16 protein-coding genes are annotated in these 15,186 nt (G+C 42.3%); 1 reads left to right on the top strand and 15 read right to left on the bottom strand.

Features of this window, described 5'->3' with window-relative positions; genetic code table 11:
- Window positions 1–34: 34 nt before the first annotated feature.
- The 14 genes from ACPBEH_RS08790 to ACPBEH_RS08725 all read right to left on the bottom strand — a co-directional run bounded on the left by ACPBEH_RS08790 (window position 35) and on the right by ACPBEH_RS08725 (window position 12,601).
- Window positions 35–1,036, bottom strand: coding sequence for a nucleoid-associated protein (locus tag ACPBEH_RS08790; protein WP_424348922.1), 1,002 nt, complete (start codon window positions 1,034–1,036; stop codon window positions 35–37).
- 423 nt (window positions 1,037–1,459) lie between these two features.
- A complete protein-coding gene (locus ACPBEH_RS08785) occupies window positions 1,460–2,443 on the bottom strand; it encodes a serine hydrolase (RefSeq protein ID WP_424348921.1) in 984 nt (327 codons plus the stop codon).
- A 15-nt stretch (window positions 2,444–2,458) separates the two neighbouring features.
- Window positions 2,459–3,277: a DUF4767 domain-containing protein gene (locus ACPBEH_RS08780; protein WP_424348920.1), complete on the bottom strand. Its 819-nt coding sequence runs from the start codon at window positions 3,275–3,277 to the stop codon at window positions 2,459–2,461.
- Window positions 3,278–3,350: 73 nt separating this feature from the next.
- Window positions 3,351–5,051 carry a DUF6792 domain-containing protein gene (locus ACPBEH_RS08775; RefSeq protein ID WP_424348919.1) on the bottom strand — a complete coding sequence of 567 codons (1,701 nt, stop codon included), beginning with the start codon at window positions 5,049–5,051 and terminating at the stop codon, window positions 3,351–3,353.
- Between the two features lie 161 nt (window positions 5,052–5,212).
- The gene (locus ACPBEH_RS08770) at window positions 5,213–6,169 is read right to left on the bottom strand and encodes a beta-galactosidase small subunit (protein ID WP_424348918.1); all 957 of its coding nucleotides are present in this window, start codon (window positions 6,167–6,169) and stop codon (window positions 5,213–5,215) included.
- The gene (locus ACPBEH_RS08765; protein WP_096584141.1) at window positions 6,153–8,030 is read right to left on the bottom strand and encodes a glycoside hydrolase family 2 TIM barrel-domain containing protein; all 1,878 of its coding nucleotides are present in this window, start codon (window positions 8,028–8,030) and stop codon (window positions 6,153–6,155) included. Before ACPBEH_RS08765 ends, ACPBEH_RS08770 begins: the two co-directional genes overlap by 17 nt.
- A 112-nt stretch (window positions 8,031–8,142) precedes the next feature.
- Window positions 8,143–8,658 carry a DUF3278 domain-containing protein gene (locus ACPBEH_RS08760; protein WP_096584138.1) on the bottom strand — a complete coding sequence of 172 codons (516 nt, stop codon included), beginning with the start codon at window positions 8,656–8,658 and terminating at the stop codon, window positions 8,143–8,145.
- Complete coding sequence (locus tag ACPBEH_RS08755; RefSeq protein ID WP_096584135.1) at window positions 8,651–8,854, bottom strand: helix-turn-helix transcriptional regulator; 204 nt, start codon at window positions 8,852–8,854, stop codon at window positions 8,651–8,653. The genes ACPBEH_RS08760 and ACPBEH_RS08755 overlap by 8 nt, the downstream gene beginning before the upstream one ends.
- 122 nt (window positions 8,855–8,976) lie before the next feature.
- Window positions 8,977–9,714 carry an oxygen-insensitive NADPH nitroreductase gene (nfsA, locus tag ACPBEH_RS08750; RefSeq protein WP_096584132.1) on the bottom strand — a complete coding sequence of 246 codons (738 nt, stop codon included), beginning with the start codon at window positions 9,712–9,714 and terminating at the stop codon, window positions 8,977–8,979.
- An 81-nt stretch (window positions 9,715–9,795) separates the two neighbouring features.
- Window positions 9,796–10,398 carry a hypothetical protein gene (locus ACPBEH_RS08745; RefSeq protein ID WP_424348917.1) on the bottom strand — a complete coding sequence of 201 codons (603 nt, stop codon included), beginning with the start codon at window positions 10,396–10,398 and terminating at the stop codon, window positions 9,796–9,798.
- A 124-nt stretch (window positions 10,399–10,522) separates the two neighbouring features.
- Window positions 10,523–10,666: a hypothetical protein gene (locus ACPBEH_RS08740; RefSeq protein ID WP_011375404.1), complete on the bottom strand. Its 144-nt coding sequence runs from the start codon at window positions 10,664–10,666 to the stop codon at window positions 10,523–10,525.
- 63 nt (window positions 10,667–10,729) lie between these two features.
- A complete protein-coding gene (locus ACPBEH_RS08735; protein WP_424348916.1) occupies window positions 10,730–11,410 on the bottom strand; it encodes a type 1 glutamine amidotransferase domain-containing protein in 681 nt (226 codons plus the stop codon).
- 74 nt (window positions 11,411–11,484) lie between these two features.
- Window positions 11,485–12,120: a YcjF family protein gene (locus ACPBEH_RS08730; protein WP_424348915.1), complete on the bottom strand. Its 636-nt coding sequence runs from the start codon at window positions 12,118–12,120 to the stop codon at window positions 11,485–11,487.
- 160 nt (window positions 12,121–12,280) lie between these two features.
- Entirely contained in the window at window positions 12,281–12,601 is a 321-nt protein-coding gene (locus ACPBEH_RS08725; protein ID WP_251933912.1) for a helix-turn-helix domain-containing protein, read from the bottom strand.
- A 395-nt stretch (window positions 12,602–12,996) separates the two neighbouring features.
- Between ACPBEH_RS08725 and ACPBEH_RS08720 the strand changes: the two genes are divergently transcribed.
- Window positions 12,997–13,635: a DUF6287 domain-containing protein gene (locus ACPBEH_RS08720; RefSeq protein WP_424348914.1), complete on the top strand. Its 639-nt coding sequence runs from the start codon at window positions 12,997–12,999 to the stop codon at window positions 13,633–13,635.
- Between the two features lie 63 nt (window positions 13,636–13,698).
- Here ACPBEH_RS08720 and ACPBEH_RS08715 read toward each other — a convergent pair whose 3' ends face one another.
- Window positions 13,699–15,177: a hypothetical protein gene (locus ACPBEH_RS08715; protein ID WP_424348913.1), complete on the bottom strand. Its 1,479-nt coding sequence runs from the start codon at window positions 15,175–15,177 to the stop codon at window positions 13,699–13,701.
- Window positions 15,178–15,186: the final 9 nt, after the last annotated feature.

The raw sequence follows: 15,186 nt of genomic DNA, 5'->3' as shown, positions 1-15,186 counted from the left end.
TTGCACAGTCCCTTTTTTTATACAACAACGTATTCTATAATCGACTGATCACTTCGTCGACATTCTTAATTTCAACTGACATTGTCCCATCCGGATGATTGATAAATTCAAATAAATCCGGATTTTGATAGACGTCAATTGGGACGATTAATTCAATCCCATTTGATAATTTTAATTTTTGTTTCCCGTATTTCTTCTCGGCAATTTCACGAACGGCAGGTGAAATCGGCGCATCTGCTGGCGCCTTTTCAACCATCGCTGCTTTAAATTCGGTTTGTGCTGAGACATTACCCTTGAAGACCTTGGCCGCAACATCTTGCGTGTTAATTTCACCCTTCGCTTCGATCGTTTCGTAAATCGCCTCTTTCACATTGGCGACAATATCGTGCTTGGCGACTTCGAATTTCGCACCGATTTTTTCAGCGGCCTTCTTCACAACGCGCACGTTTTCTTCTAAGGATGGCTGTGGTTCACTCTCAATGACTTCCGTTGACAGGTATGGCCGTTTATCCCCAGAGAAGGTATATTGTTTTTCGATTAGTTCAAATCCTAAGGTCTGCAGATTGATGGCAAAGCCTTCGTCCGCTTTTTGCGTCTTATTGGATAGAATTGATTGGTGAATAATCAACTGATTGGTGAGTGGCCCTTCTTCAGCATTCACATAATGGGTATAAGCTTCATGATAATTAACCTTCAAAAAAGCGACATAGGCCTGCGTATCCTGTTCATAAAGGGCGATAAAAACATCGGCACTGGGCGCATCATCACTCTTTTGGTAAGCTTGATACCACTTATCCACAAGTTGTTGACTGACACCTGTAAAGTCTGAAGCGATATTCAACAATTGGTTAGCAACCTCAGACCCCTGACGAATCACGCCTGTTTTACTCTGCGCTGACGATAATTTTTTAATTTTATTGGTTAAATAATCCCGCGTATTGCCGTTGGTTAAATCCAGCGGTTGTTGGGAATAAATTGGTGCGCCTAATTCGCGATCAACCACTTGTAATATAGCCTGTTTTAAATAAATATCCACAATATATCCCCTTCATTTCACACGATTTGCTTTCATTAGCGTATCAGCATCGTTCCTATTTGGCAACATCAAAAAAAGACTAGGATAACGACCCTAGTCTCATTTTGATATTGATACCTGTCTAATTACGAGTGCCCACTCATAATTACAATAATTAATCGTCTCCGATACTCTTGCTTCATACTGGTTCATCTAATTGAACAGTCACCAAGGCATTACTCCCCCCGAAATAACGCTTAGTGGCTATCAATCCCCTGATCTAGATGCACCCTAGCTATTGTGCAATAACCTTCAATAGTTTATAACCGATATTATTATACCCTAAAACGACTATCATGACTATGCCCGCCAACGCCCATTTTTCAACAAAAAAAGAACATTCGCAATAAAATGATATTTATCACAACGTCCTCTTAATGATGCTTATTTTTGGAAGGCCGCTAAACTTAACGCCCCAATTGCTTGGCGTTCAGCTGCCGGATTTTGGACTTGATTTGTTAAGACAACAATCGCAAATGGGTCATTGTCTTTAAAAACAATCCCCACATCATTTTCAACATCGGCTAACTCGCCGGTCTTGTTAGCAACGACCGTATTAGCTGGCAATTGACTTGGGATTTTAGTCCGCGTTTGTTGGCCCTTCATAATCGTCAACATCTTACTGTAAGGTGCCTGATCCCGATTTTGATAGAGTTGGTTCAAGAATTGTAAGACGTCTTTCACGGACGTATAGTTATCCACCCCTTTATTACGGGCTGCATCATCTAACATTTTCCGTTCTAACTTAGTCTGTGTATAACCTTGTTGTTGGATATACTGATTGATTTCGGTCATTCCCGCAAAATCAATCAACAAGTTGGTCGCGTTATTATCACTCTGTTGAATCATCAATTGAATCCATTCATCGACTGAATGGTTATCGATATAGTGACCGCCAGAAATCTTACCTTGTTTAATCTGGTCATAGAGATAATCCATGATGAATAACTTAATCACACTAGCTGAAATAAAAGGTTGGTCCTGATTACTACCGACTGAGCGTTTACTGTTGTAATAGTAGATCCCATAACCGACCTTTTGCGCATTAGCAGTTAGATTTTGTGTATCAAAGGTCAACGCTTTTTCAGTTGGTTGCTTCTTAGGTTTTTCAGTCGCTCTGGCTGTTTGTTTAACCGCCTTTTGTGACCGGTTAGCAGCGGCCTTTTTGGCTTTTGACTGAGCTTTTTTGCGAGCAATCAATGATTGTTGTTTAGCGCGACTTTGAGCAGCTTGATCTTGACGATTTTTAGCGACCGCGATACCAATGCCAGCCGCAATAATCACGATAATGCCAATCACAACAACCAATATGTTCCGACCCAAGCGTTGATTCTTTTGCCTACTAAACTTTTCTCTACGCGGTTCCATCTGTCATCCTCACCTTCAGTTGTCAATAATATCGCTGAACCCATTTCTTAAATCGGTGTTCTCTGTTTCCTTAAACGCAATCGAACTTGATGTGCTCCCTTGACCTTCTTGTGCAATCAAGACCACTGGTCGGCCATCATGAATGGTAAATAGATAAAAATGATCTTCTTCACCACCACTGTTGGCATCCGAGTAAGCTGCGACAACTTTATAATCTGCCTTGGCCGAAACACCATCTTCAGACCATTTAACAGTTACTGGGCTCCCACCAACTTCGGTTTGAATGGCACCAGATAATAAGTCGCCAGGTAAATCAACACCATACAGCGAGACGTTATGATGGTCGCTATATTCTTGGTAATCCTGATCCATTTCAGTGCCCCAGTCAGCCATAAAACTCTGCAGACTATCCTTCTTAGACTCGGTCCATAACGGATTTGCCACGGATTCCGAACTACTTGATGACACTTCTGAATCACTGATACTTTCACTGTCACTTGCTTGTGTGCTTTGTTGTTTTGAAGAAGCACTTGTTGCCGTTTTAGTATTTGCTGCCGGCTTTTGTAAATAAAAACCTGCCCCCACAGCAATTGCTAACACAACTAGTCCCCCAATGAGGACTGGTACCCACTTTTTAGATTTTGATTGTTGTTTAACTGCCTGGCGACTAACCACCGGTTCATGGGGTGTGCTAGCCGAGTTGCTAGGTGTTACCATATCTTCCTTAGGTTGTTGCGCTGCTGGTTGTTCTGTAGCGTCTTCTAGTGGCTTACCACAATTAATACAGAATCGTGAATCGGCTTCATTTTTAGTCCCACAATATTGGCAAAACATGTTGTTCCTCCCGAGTAATATAGTTTCACCCTTATAATACCATTTATTTTAACCCCTTAATAGGTCACTAACCTTATACAGATTTAAAATAACGGGCACCTTCAATGGTATGAAAATAAATCACCGTTTCGACCATTTCGTTATTCACGCTACTTAAAAATGGCCACTCACCTTGCAGCACACGTAAAGCCGTTTGTGGTCGCGATAATTCTCGTTGGAAGTTCTCCTGAACCGCGACTGGCGTATCTTTGAAAATTTTGGCATCGGATAAATAACGCGCATAAGCACTAAAGAGGCGCTTGGCTTCTGGTGTTTTAATAGCACCGTAAACTTCCCGTAGCGCTTGGAGCCCATAAGTCACCAAACTCGCCAAAATAATCGTGCCATTCCTGTTCTCAACTCGTTTGAGGTAATGAATTAGATTACCCCAGAATTGACTGTAAGCCTGCATCTCATCATCTTTGAGATACTCTCGAATATCCGCCACAAACGGATAGGTCCAGTTACGGGCGTTCAAATAATTGGCCGTTCCAATATAGAACGTATACGGAAAGCCAAAATAAATCCGCGTTAAATCCTTGATAAACCATTCATTATTAATTTCGGCATAGTGTAAGCCGGTTTTAACCTGTAGAAGTTGCTCAATTTTCTTATCTTGCGTGTTTTGTTTGGTTAATTCAAACAGTGCCTGCCAAGTCGCGTCATCACATAAATCTGGTCGATAATGCTTAATTTGTTTGAGCTGGACCGGTGCCGCATTCAAGGTATAACCAGCGTTAAACGGTTGATCCAATAACTGCAGTGTTTGGACAAAATGACCACCCAGTGAATGGCCGAGGCCATAAATCCGTGTTGTCGCTTCAATCTTTTTAACATGCCGAACTACGTAGCGGGTGAAACGCCGTGCTAGTTGTAGTTGCTCGTCGTTATCGGTGTGACCAATCAACATCGCGTCGATATTATATTTCCAGTCCTGATAACTCTCGCGAACATAATTATCCAAACGCTGACGAAACGATTTGATTCGCGGATCATCCATCGTCCCCTCTGTTCCTTTATACGAAATAAAGGTCATACTTTGTTGTTTGAAGGTGAAATAATACGCAACGGCTGAGAACCCCGTTTTCTCAGCATTCGGTAAAATAGTTCGCGCATCATATATCAACACATTATCCACAGATTCTTGGGTGTAGCGATAAACAAGTAAGCGAATATGGCGCTGTAACTCAACCGGCGTGAACATAATATCCATATAGTTGAGCATCATCATCGCCATCTTGAAATCCCGGCTTAAAAAAGGCACCGCCACCGGCGCAACATTTGGCCGGTAGTGCGCGATAAACGCGTTTTTTTCGGTTTCGTATAAATAAGCCAGTACTTGGTCACATAAGACGATACTGGTTTCGATTTTTTCACCTTGTAGGTTCAGGATTAACTGGCGCAGGCGATTAATTTTGCGCTGCCGATTGTACTCTGGTGCCGCAACTAATGCTGCTTGGCTTTGCTGATTCAATTCGTTCAACTGACTGATTTTCTGGCGTAAATAAATATCGCCACTCGTCATTTTTAGCAATTGCTTCAACAACTTTGTTTTTTGATTCCGTAGCTGTTGGTATCTAAATTCAAAGCGATTATTTTGCCGCAACAGTTCTTGTGATTGTTCACGGTCCAAGGTGAGTGGCACCTTTAAGTGCGCTTTGAACAATAGCTTCCCTAAATCATCTAAAACAGTCTCTAGGCGGGTTAAATAAATTATCATTTGTTCAGTTTCCATTATCATTACCTCGATTTCACCTTTATTTCCCAGGCAATTGCCCACCAATTAAAACTTGTTACTTACTATTATAGCTGATTTGAAAACAGGACGCCCGCCACAGCCCTTTCCATTAAAAAAGTTGCGGCAAAAATGATTTTTGCCGCAACTCTTTTTACTTTTTAAAATGAAATTTCAAATTCAAAATGATGATCCTGCGTCGCATCGATTTGATAGGCCGATTCTACGTCGCTGCCCCAACTATCGATACCGCCCACGCCACGAACGGCCCCTAAGACACTTAGGACTGTTCGGTGTGGTGCGGGTAGTTCTGAATGATGGGTCGCATTTTCCAATTCTTCAGCGGTATATGGCAAGCATGAAAAGGCAAATGGTTGATCGACCATCTTAAACTTCAAGCCGGTTTCGACTGGTTCGTGCAAACGATTATCCAGCACCGCTTGCCGATAAATCGTCACCCAATCGGTTGCCATATGCACACCACAATCTTGTGGCACTAGATAAGGCGTCACAGGTAGCCCGGTGACTTCGTATTCGCCAGCAATCCCACCAGCCATTCGATCTGGATAAGTCTCCCCTGACAACCCTTGATAAATAAAGCGCGTCGCTGGGGTTGGCATGACAAAGCGTAAACCAAAGACTGGTAATGATGGTAACCCAGCTTGGCCATGATAAGTCACCGCCACACGAATTTTACCACTGGCCTGAATCGTATAACTGACTTCTACCGGCGTCTGCGGCGTCGTAATTGTTTGATAGGTATACGTAATTGTTACTTCTTGGGCTGTTTCTTGACCATTATAGCGATTATTCTCAGGTGCAATTGGTAACGGAATCGTTTGACCATCAATCGCCACTGCAATCGACTGACAAGCAATAAACTGATCAGCCGCGAGCCACATTCCCGATTTCAATGGGAATTGATTGCCACGATCATTATCGGTAGTTGCCCGCCAAAAAGTCGGTTTTGGTGAGCGGTATAACCATTCTTTGCCTTGAATCCGCAATGATTCTGGGCCACCCGTTTGATACGAAAAGAGGTAGTGAAAGTCTGGGCCTTTAAGCCCTAAAGTCACGTCTCCGAAGATCACTGCTAAGCGTTTATTTGTGTTCGCCATAATAGTATCTAACCTCCTGCATTGCTGGTTTTTCATCGCGGGTAGCAAAGACTAACCCATCCCCCGAAAATTCATAGTCTGATGGGCGGTCATCAAAATCGCCACCGTAGCGTAATTCACGTTGGCCAGTCACCGGATCTGTCACCAAGAGTGCTTGATCAATGAAATCCCAGATAAAGCCGCCTTGGTACATGTCATATTGTGACAATAAGTCGATATACGATTGCATACCACCCAGCGAATTCCCCATATCATGCATATATTCGCAGAGAATAAATGGTTTTTGTGGGTCGTTATCTAAATAAGCCTTAATCTCAGCCGGTGTCGCATACATCCGACTTTCAACATCCGAAATCGTCGCCTTATACTCGGGCGCCCGGAAGACCCCTTCATAATGCACTAAGCGCGTTGGATCTTGTTGCTTGTAATAGGCGTTCATCTTCTCAAGAACACTACCAGCGTAAGATTCATTGCCTAATGACCAAAAGAGAATTGAGACGTGGTTTTTAAACGTTTCAAAATTAGTCCGCGCGCGATCGAGCGTCGCCGCTTCCCATTCATCATATGAACCTGGGACGTTCCAAGAAGGTTCGACCGCCCCCATTTTTTGCCAAGAACCATGCGATTCCAAATTGGTTTCAGCCATCATATAGATGCCAGCTTGATCGCAACCATTATAAAAGGATAACCGATCTGGATAATGCGATGTTCGGACGGCATTGATGTGATTACGCTGCATACAGGCGATATCCCACGCTTCATCTTCGGCCGTAATTGTCCGACCAGTTTCAGGATGCCATTCATGCCGATTGACGCCATTAATGACTAACCGTTTTCCGTTGAGCAACATCACTTTATCTTTAATCTCAATTTTACGGAAGCCAAATGGTTGCTGACTAATTTCAATCGTCTCCCCAGCTTGATCCACAACTTCTAGCTCTAATGTGTATAAGTTAGGGGTTTGGTTGGACCACGCTTGAACCAATTCGGGCATCTTATAAAGGTCGTTCACCTGAGCGCCACTTGTTAAATCAGCCGTTAAGATGATTTGATGTTGGTCCCTAATGCGTAGATGAACTCGGTTTTCATCCCCGGAAAATTGGAGGTGAAGTTTCACCTGTCCCGTTTGTTGTGCCACATCATATTCGGGAATCACCCATAAATCTTCCAAATGCGTGCGAGGTTTAGCCAATAACTTAACATCCCGGAAAATCCCGAAGAAGCGGAAGAAATCTTGATCTTCGATGAAAGCCGCACTACTGCGCTTATGCACTTCAACCGCCAAGCAATTATCAGTTTCTTTAAGATACGGGGTTAAGTCAAATTCGGACGGTGTAAAACTATCTTCAGCATAGCCGATAAATTGACCGTTTAGCCAAACATACATCGCTTGTTCGACCCCTTCAAAGCGAATGATGACCCGTTGATTTCTTAAGGCCGGGGTTAAATCGAAATGGTGCAGGTATGAACCGACGGGATTATAATCGGCTTCGCTAAACATGCCAAGATGTTGCTTATCATCGGACGTTGAAAAAGCGGGACGCCGATAATAATGCCCTTCCCACGGATACATTGTGTTGATGTAGTGCAATTGCTCATAACCCGCCAATTCGATATGTTGGGGTACTGTGATTGGTTCAAAATCTTGCGCATCAAATGCTAATTCATAAAAAGATTTAGGACGACTCGCCGCATTAACACTATAGTGAAATTGCCACGTGCCATTCAAAGATTGTTCAAACGAACTCTGTTGTTGGGCCATTTCGGCCAGTGTCGCATAGTAACGGTGATCACTGTGGGCAGGCAATTGTCCCACTCTGAATACGGCCGGTGTATCTAACCATTGAATATTAGGTTGCATAAGCTTAACCTCCAAGTCTAAATTAAAACGGTTTCATTTTCGAGTATAGAAGTTTGTTACTAGGATGTCAAAAAGAACCCTACACAATTAGTGTCAGGGTTCTTTTTAGATTTTATTCTCGTATCAGATGTAAATCCTTTTTCTTTCTAAAGTAACTGCCCACGCCGACGATGATCCCTGATACACCCCAAATAATGGCTACCGTCCAGCTGGCATCTGTCGGGCGTTGTTGGATGAATGGAATCACAATTGTCAGCCAAATGAACATCCCGACTGCCCAATTGATGCCCCGCCAGACCGAACGGACCTTCAATTGCTTAAGTGCCGCTTGGTAAGTCGGCATATCATAAAATTCAGTCTGATCAACCGCGGCTTTGCGGACCAAACGCGCCGTATAAACGCCGTTAATCAGTTGCGTTAGAATCAAAAAGAAAGTCCCCAACGTCAACATTGCACCGTGAGATAAGTCCCAAATTAAACTGACGAACATCAAAATTGTCAGCACACAATAAGTTAATAAGTTGGCCTTTACCAAAATATGATTAATCGTCGCGCTTTGTTGTTCATCGCGTGCCCCCAAATAACCAATTTGTTGTTTTAATAACCACTCTTCAAAACGGTTAAGCATTACGCTCCCCCACCTTCCAAAATAACGTATTGAGATCCGTTTCTAACACTTGCGCTAATCTAATACATAAATCCAATGATGGATTATATTTATTATTCTCAATTAAGTTAATCGTCTGGCGTGCCACCTGGACACGTCTAGCCAATTCAGTTTGTGATATCCCGATTGACTGCCGATATTGTCTAATATTATTCATGTCTATCCTCTCGCAACTGTCATATATAAATGACTAACTATAGTTTACAATTTTTGCCGAAATTGTCAATTATATGTGACAATTCCAACTAAAAAAAACCACTATCACTAGTGATTCTCTTTCTATGCTAACGTAAACCCCTGTTTCTTCAAAAAGGCCCCGACTTCTGGACGGCGTGGTGCACTGAAAAAGTCTAAATTCTTACTTGTCCAGTCAGCCTGTTGTTGATTTGACCCCCGATTGGCGTAATAATCTGCGATTTGTTGATCGTATTGTTTTAAATCCGCAAATTGCGCCCGCGGATATTGATTCTGGGCCACTTGATTGATTTGTGGCAATCTTGGTTTAACCTGATTTTTCGTCTTTGGAATGCCGACGGTTAACCCAAAGAGGGGCACTGTATATTCTGGCAAACCAAGTAACTCAGCCACCCGCGCGATATCATTGCGAATCCCGCCGATATAACAAATCCCGAGCCCTAATGATTCCGCAGCGACCGCCATATCTTCAGCAGCAATCGTTGTATCAACGCTCGCGACTAGCAAGGCCTCCATATTTTGGATGCCGGCCAAAGATTGACCCTGGGCTTTCAACATGCTAGCTTGACGATACAAATCCGCAACGAAAACGTAAAACGTGCCGGTCTGATTGACGTAGCTAGCACTATTAGAAATCGTCGCAATCTCGGCGCGCAACGCTAAGTCCGTCACTTCAATGATTGAAAAAGCTTGGACGAAGTTAGATGACGAACCACTCTGGGCGGCCGCAATTAATTGCTGTTTTACCTCAGCGCTCAAGGGTGTCGCTTCAAAATTCCGAACAGAAACATGGTGTTGCATTTGTGCGATTAAATCAGACATTGGTAAACTCCTATCACCTTAGAATAAACTATAATATGCTTATTTTAAGCTAATCCCAACCACTGTCAATCGATAACCCTTCTACAATACGACCTGTGAGCCCTTCTTAGCATCGAGATTGGGACAATCACGCTTAATTGCCTTAATCCGTTCATTGCTTAAAGGTGCTTTGCGTTTCGTTACTTTTAATCGCAATAAATGATTAGCATCTTCTTTTTTAGGCGCTAATAACGTTAATTTATAGTACTTATGATTAATCACGTCTGTCACATACCAGCTGACGTAATCTAGCGCTGGCGTCACTTCGCGATCATCATTGAGTTTTAATCCATAGCGTAAATTACCTTTAAACTGACACAACGGTGTATTCTCTTGCGGCTTAACAATCACGTCCGCATAAAAAGGTTGTTCCACATATTTAGACTTATACAAACCAGTCGCTCGTGGCACTTCGTTTTTTAAAACGACGTAATTACTCGTACTATTATTGAGCACTAGAATTTGATAACCTTTCGGATCACCTTTAGAATCTTCACGCTCATCAACAGACACGTTGGTCAAAATAAAGTTCAACTCTGGATCACGTTGCTTGCGATATGACCAAAAACTCCAAACCCCTGCGATTAACGCTAATATCGCTGTTGCGACTACATTTACCCAATCTGCCCATGCACCTATTTCCAATTTAATAACCCCCAATATTGATTTAAACTAATGTGGTTTTATTATAAAAAAGGCTGGCGACATATACTGTCGTCTTGCAGATTAATTTTAAATTAGGGCAAAAAAATAGTAATCGACAAGTCGATTACCAGTGAATTTCTGTAAAAATCTTTGGGCCTTTACGCATTTTTGTCCGATCATTCTTAGCGACGTCAGTTTGTTTTGACTTACCGCCACCCTTTTTTTGATCGATTAAGGCTTGCATTTTTTCTTTTTGCTTTTGATCCATTTTCATACTCCCAACTATTCTGTTCCTATCAGCTTAACATAATTTGCACCACTACGGCACCCATTATTTTTGAATTGCGGGAATTAATAAGTCAGTGACTGCTCGGACTGAGAACGGATTTTGGCCCGTTACTAATTGGCCATCTTGGACAGCGAATGACTTATACGCCCGCTTTTTAGTGAATTCGGCGCCATTTTGAGCGGCCACTTCTTCATTTAAAAACGGCACGACGTTCTTCTTACCTGCCAACACTTCTTCGGCTGTCGTGAAGCCCGTCACTTTTTTACCGGCAATCACAAACTGACCTTTTGTATCTTTTAATTGCAAGAGTCCTGCAATACCGTGACAGACTGAAGACAGGTAGCCACCTTGTTGGTAAATTGCCCGCGCAATCGCTTGGATTTCGGCATTATCCGGAAAGTCCCACATCACGCCGTGGCCCCCTGTGTAGTAAATCGCTGCATAATCCGCCGGGTTAACGTCGCTAGGCTTCAATGTGGCAACTAAGCCGCGTTGAACGTAATCTGCTTGTTCATATATTTCCAAAATGGCTTCATCCGTATATTTCATCCCCCGTGGATCAAGCGGCACAAAGCCACCTTGAGGACTGACAAAGTCATAGTCGATACCCACCTTTTGCATCTCCGCGACAAATTCTGCCGATTCACCTAACCATAAACCCGTGGGATCAGTTGTGCCTTGATACCGCGTGACGTTGGTATGCACGATTAATACTTTTACCATTTTAAAAAGCCTCCCGAAACTAGTGATGTGGGTTTATTAAATCATTAATGGGAATGACTGTCAATTGAAAGACGTTACTTTCTTTGTAGCAACCCAAACAACGTTTTGAACTGATTTTTAAAGGACAGCATATCATTAAAAATGTCCTCGCCATCATTAAGCATTTTAACCGTCAACCAGCCCAGCGCTTCGGTGATCGATATCGCAACCGTTGCGTTAACCGCTGCCCCAGTGACTGTCCCGACAACTGGCACAAGCTTCAAGATATTTCCGACAGCACTGCGACCTAACCCAACTAAGACTAATTCCTTCGACAAACTTTTACCGAGACTCGCCGACCAAGATTGGCCGAACAATTTGTGCAAACGGGCCATCATTGTCAACTGAACAGGGACTAATAGGAAAGCATCTGAAAATGGGATTGGTGAACAGCCGATAATCGCCGCCGTTAACGAGGCTGCATGAATAATATTATGGGCTTGTTGCCGTTTTTGATCGTCGACCCCCACCAAAAAATCGGCAAAGACGCTATCAAACTGCGTCCGACTCTTGGCCATCGTCTTTTCTGCCAACGCTTTAGACTGGTTGAAGGACTTGGCAATAATCGCCGCTGATTGTCGTGGTAACTTTTGCAACACTTCCGCAAAAAATGAATCGAACTCTGGATTATTATCCTTATTCACTTGCCGCTTATCAAATAACTTTTTCATCACGCCACGCTCCTTATCTGATTAACTAATACTGCTACTTTAAGCTGATTATATAATATTGAACCGGACTTCGTCTATCGAGCGGAAGGCTGACTTTTTTAGCCATAGAAAAACACCCCACAACTTATAATCGTGAGGTGTTTGCTTAAATAATAGCGGCTTACTTCCTATTTAAATCATTCAAGGTTTCATTGGCCTTTTCAATCAACGAGACAACTCTCAAAATACTTTCAGTTTGCTCGTCCGTTAAGCCGCCCATTTTAAAGGGCAAGTCATCGGAAATATTTAATAAATAATCCGCCGACGTATCAAGAATACTGCAAATACTGACCAGCGTTTCTAGGGATGGGTACGACAGCCCCTGCTCATAAGCAGAAACAGTGCCTTTACTAACCCCTAATCGTTGTGAAAGTTCTAACTGGGTTAGCCGCTTTGCTTTACGGACCGCTTTCAACCGCTCACCAAAAAAATTAATTGTCATAAAATTAAACCTCCGTTTAGCGTAGCAAACCGACGTATGGGTATTATATGTATAAAGTACATGCTACATTGACACTTTCGAGGTTAATTGATACTATTAACAGCATAAAGTGACTGTTATGCTAGTAATATAGCTAGCTTATCGTCAACTAGCTTAACAGACTTTAAAATATCGTAAAATTCTTGGGGGGGAATGTATGATTACAAAAATAAACAGCTTGAATGACTCACCAGCATGTTACCGTGAAATAGCTGACAAAGGATGTGCGACCACAGGGTCTATCTCTTAATTGAACACAATTCGACACGATACTGTCAAACATATTGCCGTTGTCAGAAAATATGCGGTAAAAATAATCACAACATCATTATCTAACTCGGGGGAGTATTAGAAATATGCAGAAGCATTTAACCGTCATTTTGAGTGTCATAGCCATATTAACGTTAGCCGCCTGTGGGCAAGCACCAACAAAGACCCCACAAATTAGTCACCGTAAGTCTGCCAAAGTTGCTTCAACTCATCAGCCAAAATCGACGTCACAAAGCACAACGTCGCGCGTTGCCAAGAAAGAAACGACTAGCCAAAGCACCACGGCTAAAAGCAGCTCAGCAACATCACAAACACCGGCAAAGCAAACTGGCATGAATTTCACTCAGATCCAAGCGGGCGATTACAGTAATATCGCCGGTCAATGGCAGTTAAGTCGTCGCCAAGCTAAAGGTCGCGAGATGACAATCGATAATGCCAAACCTTTAGCGATTACCAACGCTCAACTCACATCAGACAGTATGACGCTCAGCAAAGCTGGCTTAAAAGACAATATCGGTTTGCATCCAGTCAATTTTAAAACCGTTAATGGTAGCCTAGCAGTCCTATTAGCGGATTCAGTTGCCACTAATTGGTCTGTCACCTTCTATCCAATTGGTACCAGCACCGAATACGGCCTCGAAGCCGGCAATACCACCAATTCAAAAAACGTGATTGTCATCTGGACCAGCAACATGTCATTGACTGACGTCTATGTGCAAAGTTAAGCGATGGTCATCAAAAAAGACCGTTCAAGTTTAAAAACTTGAACGGTCTTTTTATGGTGCTAATTAACTTATCTTGTAATAGACCTGGTCAGCCTCGACAGCTGTTGGACTATTTTGAGTCCCAACAGCAATAATTTTGTCCTTATTCACATCACCGCCAGATAAATCGCCCATCATTCCTTTTGGTAAAAATGAGACACATAACATTGCACCCGGTAACGTACTTTTTAAAGAAAATACACCGTTATACTCTTCAGTTATAAGTGTTTGTTTATAGGCCTTCATTGTTGAATCACCGATATATGATACTTCTTTAGGTGTCCCATCTGGTCCATCTGAACCCGGAATATCTAATTGTTGACCAGTGATTGTCCCCGGTTCCTTGTTGCTCGTAATATCTGTAAATTGCATAGTCTCATTTTTGACTGTGATTTGATTTCCCATGCCGTTTTGCCAAGTGCCGTTTAGGCTCTTGTAATTACCAACTTTAACCTCATCTAAAGCCATTGATTGCTTAATTTCAGATTTTTCATCATCAACCGTTGTCTGTGTTGTGCTGCCACCATCTCTTTGGAAGACCTCGATATAGTTATTATTGCTAGTACGGATAATGAGACGATCTTTATTTTCATCAACCGTTGTTGGTACATCAGCACCCCAGTTTGTAAGCGCGACGCCCTTCGGATAAAACGATACGTTCCAAATAACTGCTGCATCATTGGTGTCAGCGGTTAAATAGCCCGCTTTATCACCAAATGTAAGCTTATGAGAATCAGTCCCGTCATTTAACGTATTTCCAATAATCGTCATTGGTCCATTCTTAATTTGATTAGCAGTAATGGTCAGTCCATCCCCACGACTTCCCGACTCCCAGATATTTCCTTTTCCATCATGACGATTAAACGAAACTGCCACTTCTTGCCAGTCACCTAGCAAACTTTGATAATTACCGGTTTTAATTTCATCTAAAGCCATCGCTATAGATTTCTTCTCCGGTTGAGTCGTTACCTGTTCCGTCTCAACTGATGATGAAGTTGCCGTATTGGTCGCTTGTTGTTGATTGGCCTTAATCGTCTCTTTCACCTGATTGGTAATTGTTTTCAACGCCGGTTTGGTATAAACGGTTGTTCCTTGGTCCTTAACAGTCGTTAATAAGCCATTCAATCGACGATTCTTAGTTTGAATCGTTGCATCACTCACTGATTTATCCTGAATTGTATTCGCTTTTAAAACTTCTTTATTTTGATCTTTAAAATAAAGTTGCGCCTTTGAGATGGCTAATTGATAGGTTTGATTAACTTTAGTACTCTGATTAGCTTTTTGATGATAATGATCCGCTGATGTCAGCATCCTTTTCAAAGTTGTTAATTTTTGCGAATCACTCTTAACCCGATTAAAAGCCTTTACTTCTGTCTGAATAGTATTCAATTGCTTAGTGATTTGTGCTTCTTTGTGCTGTTTTTGAAAACTGGTATAACCCCAAGTACAACCAATAATTACTAATAACACTATAATGATAATTATCCATACTTTACGCTTCACAATTACTTC

Source organism: Latilactobacillus parasakei (assembly GCF_049674265.1).
GTDB lineage: Bacteria > Bacillota > Bacilli > Lactobacillales > Lactobacillaceae > Latilactobacillus > Latilactobacillus sakei.
This window is presented reverse-complemented; position numbering and strand designations above follow the sequence as displayed.

What these genes read in the sequence shown, in the direction of transcription:
- ACPBEH_RS08785 (WP_424348921.1), bottom strand. Translation starts at nt 2,443, where the DNA reads ATGGAACCGCGTAGAGAAAAGTTTAGTAGGCAAAAGAATCAACGCTTG.
- ACPBEH_RS08780 (WP_424348920.1), bottom strand. Translation starts at nt 3,277, where the DNA reads ATGTTTTGCCAATATTGTGGGACTAAAAATGAAGCCGATTCACGATTC.
- ACPBEH_RS08720 (WP_424348914.1), top strand. Translation starts at nt 12,997, where the DNA reads ATGCAGAAGCATTTAACCGTCATTTTGAGTGTCATAGCCATATTAACG.
- ACPBEH_RS08755 (WP_096584135.1), bottom strand. Translation starts at nt 8,854, where the DNA reads ATGAATAATATTAGACAATATCGGCAGTCAATCGGGATATCACAAACT.
- ACPBEH_RS08740 (WP_011375404.1), bottom strand. Translation starts at nt 10,666, where the DNA reads ATGGATCAAAAGCAAAAAGAAAAAATGCAAGCCTTAATCGATCAAAAA.
- ACPBEH_RS08775 (WP_424348919.1), bottom strand. Translation starts at nt 5,051, where the DNA reads ATGGAAACTGAACAAATGATAATTTATTTAACCCGCCTAGAGACTGTT.
- ACPBEH_RS08735 (WP_424348916.1), bottom strand. Translation starts at nt 11,410, where the DNA reads ATGGTAAAAGTATTAATCGTGCATACCAACGTCACGCGGTATCAAGGC.
- ACPBEH_RS08725 (WP_251933912.1), bottom strand. Translation starts at nt 12,601, where the DNA reads ATGACAATTAATTTTTTTGGTGAGCGGTTGAAAGCGGTCCGTAAAGCA.
- ACPBEH_RS08730 (WP_424348915.1), bottom strand. Translation starts at nt 12,120, where the DNA reads ATGAAAAAGTTATTTGATAAGCGGCAAGTGAATAAGGATAATAATCCA.
- ACPBEH_RS08760 (WP_096584138.1), bottom strand. Translation starts at nt 8,658, where the DNA reads ATGCTTAACCGTTTTGAAGAGTGGTTATTAAAACAACAAATTGGTTAT.
- ACPBEH_RS08770 (WP_424348918.1), bottom strand. Translation starts at nt 6,169, where the DNA reads ATGGCGAACACAAATAAACGCTTAGCAGTGATCTTCGGAGACGTGACT.
- nfsA (WP_096584132.1), bottom strand. Translation starts at nt 9,714, where the DNA reads ATGTCTGATTTAATCGCACAAATGCAACACCATGTTTCTGTTCGGAAT.
- ACPBEH_RS08765 (WP_096584141.1), bottom strand. Translation starts at nt 8,030, where the DNA reads ATGCAACCTAATATTCAATGGTTAGATACACCGGCCGTATTCAGAGTG.